This is a genomic window from Lentzea waywayandensis, from assembly GCF_900115955.1.
Taxonomy (GTDB): domain Bacteria; phylum Actinomycetota; class Actinomycetes; order Mycobacteriales; family Pseudonocardiaceae; genus Lentzea; species Lentzea waywayandensis.
Genome location: NZ_FOYL01000012.1, coordinates 299,987 through 306,544, shown reverse-complemented (window position 1 = coordinate 306,544; position 6,558 = coordinate 299,987). Strand labels below are relative to the sequence as shown.

The 6,558-nt window shown below is 64.2% G+C and carries 8 protein-coding genes; 4 read left to right on the top strand and 4 right to left on the bottom strand.

Annotated features, from left to right (window positions below):
- Positions 1-42: 42 nt before the first annotated feature.
- Both BM417_RS36330 and BM417_RS36325 read right to left on the bottom strand, forming a co-directional pair.
- A complete protein-coding gene (locus tag BM417_RS36330; RefSeq protein WP_093595977.1) occupies positions 43-933 on the bottom strand; it encodes an IS3 family transposase in 891 nt (296 codons plus the stop codon).
- The gene (locus BM417_RS36325) at positions 930-1,247 is read right to left on the bottom strand and encodes a transposase (RefSeq protein ID WP_093595980.1); all 318 of its coding nucleotides are present in this window, start codon (positions 1,245-1,247) and stop codon (positions 930-932) included. Before BM417_RS36325 ends, BM417_RS36330 begins: the two co-directional genes overlap by 4 nt.
- Before the next feature lie 37 nt (positions 1,248-1,284).
- Between BM417_RS36325 and BM417_RS49990 the strand changes: the two genes are divergently transcribed.
- Positions 1,285-1,416: a hypothetical protein gene (locus BM417_RS49990; protein ID WP_281251392.1), complete on the top strand. Its 132-nt coding sequence runs from the start codon at positions 1,285-1,287 to the stop codon at positions 1,414-1,416.
- 591 nt (positions 1,417-2,007) lie between these two features.
- Positions 2,008-2,823, top strand: a complete 816-nt coding sequence (locus BM417_RS36320) for a hypothetical protein (RefSeq protein WP_143138956.1) — start codon at positions 2,008-2,010, stop codon at positions 2,821-2,823.
- A 228-nt stretch (positions 2,824-3,051) separates the two neighbouring features.
- Here BM417_RS36320 and BM417_RS36315 read toward each other — a convergent pair whose 3' ends face one another.
- Complete coding sequence (locus tag BM417_RS36315) at positions 3,052-3,807, bottom strand: class I SAM-dependent methyltransferase (protein WP_093603940.1); 756 nt, start codon at positions 3,805-3,807, stop codon at positions 3,052-3,054.
- A 411-nt stretch (positions 3,808-4,218) separates the two neighbouring features.
- Here BM417_RS36315 and BM417_RS36310 point away from each other — a divergent pair, with 411 nt between their 5' ends.
- Together BM417_RS36310 and BM417_RS36305 are read left to right on the top strand one after the other, a co-directional pair.
- Positions 4,219-4,686 carry a hypothetical protein gene (locus tag BM417_RS36310; RefSeq protein ID WP_245822431.1) on the top strand — a complete coding sequence of 156 codons (468 nt, stop codon included), beginning with the start codon at positions 4,219-4,221 and terminating at the stop codon, positions 4,684-4,686.
- A gap of 372 nt (positions 4,687-5,058) precedes the next feature.
- Positions 5,059-5,745, top strand: coding sequence for a ferritin-like domain-containing protein (locus BM417_RS36305; protein WP_093603872.1), 687 nt, complete (start codon positions 5,059-5,061; stop codon positions 5,743-5,745).
- A gap of 177 nt (positions 5,746-5,922) precedes the next feature.
- On the opposite strand, the gene BM417_RS36300 is transcribed toward BM417_RS36305, so the two are convergent.
- The gene (locus BM417_RS36300) at positions 5,923-6,528 is read right to left on the bottom strand and encodes a hypothetical protein (RefSeq protein ID WP_143138955.1); all 606 of its coding nucleotides are present in this window, start codon (positions 6,526-6,528) and stop codon (positions 5,923-5,925) included.
- Positions 6,529-6,558: the final 30 nt, after the last annotated feature.

The following is a 6,558-nucleotide window of genomic DNA, read 5'->3' as shown; positions in this document are numbered from 1 at the left end:
TGGGGCTGCCCCGTTTTGACGGACAGGGTCGATGAGGTGTGGTCACGCTACCTGATCGGCAGGCTGGTATCGGGTGGCTTCGTAGGTGGCGGGGCTGAGGTAGCCGAGGCTGGAATGCCGTCGGCGGGTGTTGTACCAACCTTCGATGTATTCGAAGATTGCCTTGTGTGCCTTGGCTTTCGTGGGCCAGGGCTGCCGGTCGAGCAGCTCGGTCTTGATGGTGGCGAAGAACGATTCGGCGACCGCGTTGTCCCAGCATTGGCCCTTGCGGCCGACGGATAGCCGCACTCCGGCGTCGGTGGCCGCGCGGGCGTACTGACTGGAGGTGTATTGACAGCCCCTGTCGGAGTGGAAGATCACTCCTGGCTCGGGTCGGCGCTGGGTGACGGCGTTGTGCAGGGCCTGCTCGACCAGGTCGGTGCGCAGGTGATCGGCGGTGGCCCAGCCGACGACGCGCCGGGAGCCGAGGTCGATCACGGTCGCGAGGTAGAGCCAGCCTTCCCAGGTGTTGATGTAGGTGATGTCGCCGCACCACCTGCTGTTGATTTCTCTTGCGCTGCAAGAGAAATCCCGCTTGATCAGGTCGGCCGGGGTGGTCGCGGCCGGGTCGGGGATCGTGGTGGTGCGCCAGCGTTTCGGCGCCCGCCCGGCTCGGCCGGCTTCGCGCAGGAGCCGGGCGACGCGCTTGCGGGAGTGCCGATGCCCCTGGTCGGCGAGCTCGGCGTGGATCCGCGGCGTCCCGTAGGTGCCGTTCGACTCGTCGTGCACCGCGATGATCTTCTCGGTCAGCGCGGCGTCGACGCGGTCACGGGCGGACGGGCCGTTGGCACGGCGGGTGTAGTAGGCGGCACGGGAGACCTTGAGCAACTCGCAGGCACGCTTGACGTTGCCGCTGCCGGCGTTCTCCGCCTCGATGAACGGATACACGTTCACCGGGTCTCCTTCGCGAAGAAAGCCGTGGCCCGCTTGAGGATCTCCACGTCCTCACGCAGCCGCCGGTTCTCCCGCCGCAACGCGGCCAGCTCGGCCTTCTCATCGCTGCTCAGCCCGCCGTCCTCGCGGGTCCCGGCGTCACGTTCGGCCTGGCGGACCCACTCGCGCACGGCGGTCTCGGTCAGGTCGAAGTCCTTCGCGACCTGGGCGATCGAGCGGTCACCACGCTGGCACTGCTCGACGATCTCCGCCTTGAACTCCGGGGTGAACGCACGACGAGGACGCCGGGGCTTGTTCGAGCCCGTGGTCTTCATAAGGACATCCTTCCAGGGGCAGAACCCCTGATCTCAGATGTCCGTCAAAACGGGTCAGGCCCAGTTGTACGTGCGCTGGATGCAGGAAGTGCGCTACGACCGCGCCCGCAAGAACCTCGACCGCCACCCCAACTACATCCTCGCCGCCTGCATGGCCTCAGCCACCTGACAACACACCTGCAACGAACCGGATCGTCGTATCGCAGTCGCCCACGATGGCGGCCACACTGGTAAGCCAGGAGGGAGTGATCGAGGATGATCGTCCGAGGATGGAGCAACGGATCGCGGCGGCTCTCCGGCGCGGGCTACGGGCTGCGGCTCTCCGCCGCGGATCGAGATCAGCACTTCCGTCGCGAGTGGACGTCCATCCAGATCGATCTTGGCCCTCACGGCATGACCAACGTGGCCCTGTCCGCCTCGTTCTGGCGAGCCTGCACCGAATTGCGAAGCGCGGACGTAGGCCGTTGGCTTATCACCCAACAGCTTGCGCCATGGCCGAAGGGTGCACCCCCGCACCTCAACCTCGAGCACCTCAGCGGCACCAGCTTCCGGCTCACCAACCCGAGATAGGCACGCGCTGAACGAGCGTCCCACCATGCCGATTTGAATGTGTTTGCCGGATCGGTGAGATACTGCTGAGGGCATGAGACGCAGGCACCTCAGGCTTTACTTTTAGTCAGGTGTCCGGCGATCACGGTTGTCAACAGAAGCGATGCGATGGGGGTAGACGTTGTACGCGTTCTGCCGATACGGGGCCGCGTTGGTGCTGGTCGTCTATGGATTCGCGAAGCTCAACGGGTCGCAGTTCACGGTTCTGTCGTCCGAATTGGACAAGCCAATGGGTGATGTCTCAGGTTTCTGGCTGACCTGGCACTACTTCGGCTTCTCGCCGATTTTCGGCACGCTGGTCGCGCTGGTCCAGATCACTCTCGGAGTACTGCTGTGCTGGCGCAAGACCACATTGATGGCAGCGTGCGGCGGACTGGGCGTGCTCGCCACGATCACGCTGATCGATCTGACCTATGGCGTCGACGCCAGCGGTACCGTGATGGCTGCGGCAACCACCGCCTGCCTGGGTTTCGTGGTGGCCCGGCATCGTGCTGACCTCGTGCGCGTGCTCTGGACCGACCAGCACTCCACCGACACACAAGGTATGCGTGAGGTCATCGTAAGGGTGATCATCCAGGTCGCGGTGTTGGTCGCCGCGTTCGCTGGCACATACTGGATTGCCAATGAGAACAACCGTGCGCCGACGCCGTTGGATGGCGCCTGGGACGTCCGTACCGGGACCTACCATCCAGTCGGCACTGTTCATTCTGTTGAGCGCCTGTACTTCGAGTACAACCGCGCCCACCTGGTGGTCTTCCGCTTCGACACCCAATGGATCGAGCACCATTTCGAGGTTGACCCCGCACGGCGAGAGCTGCGGATATGGGAACAATGGCTCCGCAAAGACACGCCCCTGTTGTTCAACGGTGCCTATGAGCTGACCGGCGATCGACTGGTGATCACCGGAACCTTTGACGACAACGCCTCCCCCGTTCGCCTCGAGCTCACCCGAATCAGGAATCGCTGAAACGGATCCAAGCCATTGTTTTCGCATGTCAACGGCGCGCCCATGACTACCCTTCATGTCAAGGGGTGGCCTCCGCGAGGTTAGGCTCGAGCACTTCGGCGGCGCCCGCTTCCGGCTCACCAACACGAGATGGGCACGCGCTGGACGAGCGTCCCACCATGCCGATGAGAGAGCGCAAGCCTCCTGCGAGCGACCGCGCGGTCCGGCCAGGGACTGTGAGCCCGTTGTCTACACCTTGCTCGCCACCACCATGTAGTTCTCGGCCTCAGGGTTGAACGTGCTCATTTCCATCCGAAGTCCGACCCGGTGCAACTCGACTTCGAGTTCGTCGTATCGGTAGGGCCAGCACGACAGCAGTTCCGAGCGGACAAGAACCGACCCAGCCGCATCAACTTGCGCGACCGCAATCTCGATGTGGTGCTCCTCCTCCCAATTCGGCGCAATGTCCCAGCGGTAGACCACGACGGCATCGCGACCGTTCCGGCGGACGAGTCGGTCACTGACGTCCAGTCGGGAACCTTTGGCCCTCACGAGTTCCCACGTGCGGGAGGTGAGCACCAAGTGCCCGCCACGGCGCAGAAGCCGTGACATCGACTCCAGAGCAGCAACCCTGCCTCTCGCGCCGACGGCATGGTGCAGCGAGTTGCCAACGCAGAACACCATGTCGAAGGTGACGTCATCGAAATGGTCGGGCAACTCTTCCCAGTCCGCCCGCACTGTCCGAACAGATGCCCCGAACTCCTCAGACAACTCCGCAGTCCGACGAACCATCGTTTCGCTGGCGTCAGTTGCGACAACCTGGATGCCAAGACCGGCGAGGCCAACCGCCAACTGTCCGGTTCCGCACGAACAATCGAGGACGTGGGCGTTCGACGGCAGGAGACTGAGGACATCATCGAACGACGCAGCGAACTCGGCCGGAGCCAGCTTCGCATCGGAGATGAGCCACTCGTACACCTCGGCAAGCGCGTCATAACCCGTCACAACTACTACCTCCGTCACGCGGCAGACTCACGGTGGCACATCAGTACATCAGCGGAGTAAGTCGGTTCACCAATGGTTTTCGCAGGGGCAACACTCCTCCCGTTCGGCGCCACGCTGTCGATGGTGACGACGGAACCTGGTTTGCCGCCCACGACTCGGCGCGTTGATGTGCCTGACGTGGCTTGTACTCATCGGAGCACTCGCGTGGGCGGTGACCGAGCTGCGTGATTCCTGAAGGTCGCTGATCCGTATCGGCAATTCCTTGATGTCGCAGGACCTTCGGGTGACGATTGGTTTTGGTCAACACTGAAGGAATCGTGACAACAAGGACCGCGCACCTGCCCTCGAACCGAGCCTCGACGTGGTGCGGCGCAGTGGGCTTCACCCCTCAGGGCTGCCAGACTTCCAGCCGTGAACAGCGTGCTCACCAGCTTGATCGCGGTGATCGGAACCCTGGCGGGATCGAGCCTCACCTACCTGTTCGGGCGGCTCACCGCGCGACGAACCGAACGCGTCGCGCGAGACGAACGACTTCGCCAGGAAAGGATCACCGCCTACACGACGTTCGCAGGAGCGATGACCGAACTTCGTCAAGCCCTGATCTCGTTGTGGTTCCTCAAGCATGAGACGCCAGACGCCGCAGATGCACGGGCGGCCCGCACGGAGGCGGACAAACGCGGCGCCACCGCCCACCATGCCCGATTCAGCATTCAGTTGCTCACCGACGACGCAGAGATCCTGCGGCTCGCAGACACGGTGTTCGAGCCAGTCGACGGACTGATCAACGCAAAGCACCGCTCCGAACTGAAGGCGCCAGAGGAACAGAGTGAGAAAATGCTCGCCGCGTTCATCCAGGTCGCAGGCCGCAAAGTCAGGTAACCGCGCCTGGCACCCTCACTCGCTCATGGCACCTTCCAGCCGGCACGGGGAACGTTGTCCCCCAGTCGGATCCTGCTGCTGGGAGTCCATCTCCGCGCACGTTGCGATCCTCGCTGAGCGCGGACGCCCAGTACTGCCAACAAAGCGGCCACAGACCTTGGTGCCGTTCTCGTTGTGCGTTCACGCCGACACGTCATCGCCCACCCTCCCCAGACTCGCGGGCGAAATCCGCAGCGCCGCGACCCGATCTTGCTCACACCGCCGGCGCAGCCGCGGTCGTGGGCGGGCCTGTTTGAACACGCACGCTGAAACCTTCACAGAACCTCCCCACAACCCGGCCAACGCATGCGGCGACTTGGCCGTCTTCCCGTCATGTTCACCACATGGGTCGAGAACTTCGAGGCCGAAGCCGCGCGCCGGAATTGCACGGGTGATCCCGACTGGGCCGTCGGCGCCCGGCTGCACCCCGACGTCGTCAAGAGCGTGCAACGGTTCCAGGTCGGCGAATCCGGCGACGGCGCCAACCTGATCGCCAAGGCGGGCGGCGGGACTTACGGCACGGCGGTGCGGTTGTTCGTCGCCGAGGAGCAGAACCACGCGCGGATGCTCGAGCATCTGTTGCAGGCGGCAGGCCAGCCGACAATCAGTTCACACTGGACGGACGCGGTGTTCGTGCGGCTACGTCGTGCGCTGGGACTGCGACTGGAACTGATGGTGCTGCTCATCGCGGAAACCGTGGCGCTGCGGTACTACCGGGCATTGCGGGACGGCAGTCGTGACCCGCTCACCGCTGACGTCGCGAATCGGATTCTGCAGGACGAGGAGCGGCACGTTCCGTTCCACCAAGCCCGGCTCGGCCGGATCTGCTTGCCAGCACGGGCGTTCTGGTGGCTGCTGTTCGCCGGGGCCGTGGTGACGGTCGCGCGCGACCACGCGCCAGGGCTGCGACAGCTCGGCGTCGGGCCGTGGCAGTTCGTCCTGCAGACGCTCGAAATCGTTCGGCGGCAAGGGATAATGGACGGCGATGCGCATCGTCCTGCACGCACGGACGCGCCTTGATCTCGCACACGGCTCGCTGAACGGGCAGTTTGCCGGCAACCCACCCTGCACAGCAGCGGCGTGGCCCCAACTCCGGCAACTACGGCCGCCTGCCCGGCCGGCCGGGCGTGCTGACGCTGCAACGCTGATCGCCTGCCGCAAGCCCAGCTCAATCGGCGACGCTCGGGCACCGACGTGTCAAGCTCGCGCGATCGTCTCCAGGAAGGGCAACGCCGACAGTCGCTTCGGACCGTAGAGGAAGCTCGACAGCAGGACGACCAGCCAAGGGACCTGGAGGCCGGCGAGTTGCAGCGGCTCTGCGCCATCGAAGATCAGATAGCAGACACCGTTGAGCATGTCGGCGTTGAAGTCCACGACGTTCGAGTACGCGAATCGCAGCCACCTGCCGTGCACGAAACACATGACGCAGTAGTTCGTCACGACTACTCGCGCTGCGCAGTGCTCTCGCCACTGAGGGGCGGCCTGGTTCTCCGCACGTTGTTTGGCGATGTTGTTGCTCACGGCGTTGGCCGCCAAGCCTGCCGCCACGAACAGCAGTCCCCCGCGAAAGTAAGCGCCGGACTGCTGGTAGGTGACGTCCATGCCGTAGAACCGCGCGTAGCCGAGCGTGAGATCGGAGTATGTCGCCTCGCCAGGTGCGAGCAACAACGATGTGGAGACCTCCCCTGGAACACCACCCGTCACGAGGTGTCGATACAGGTGAACCGCCGCGCTCCAGGACGCCGTCCACTCAGGGTTCGCCGGCAACGGCTCGATGGTCATCGGTTCTGCCTCACTGCTCACGCATTTCTTCATTGAGCTGGAATCACAGCA

Bases quoted from the DNA above. Each gene is read 5' to 3' on its own strand.
- BM417_RS36325 (WP_093595980.1), bottom strand. From the start codon at position 1,247: ATGAAGACCACGGGCTCGAACAAGCCCCGGCGTCCTCGTCGTGCGTTC.
- BM417_RS49990 (WP_281251392.1), top strand. From the start codon at position 1,285: ATGTCCGTCAAAACGGGTCAGGCCCAGTTGTACGTGCGCTGGATGCAG.
- BM417_RS36305 (WP_093603872.1), top strand. From the start codon at position 5,059: ATGTTCACCACATGGGTCGAGAACTTCGAGGCCGAAGCCGCGCGCCGG.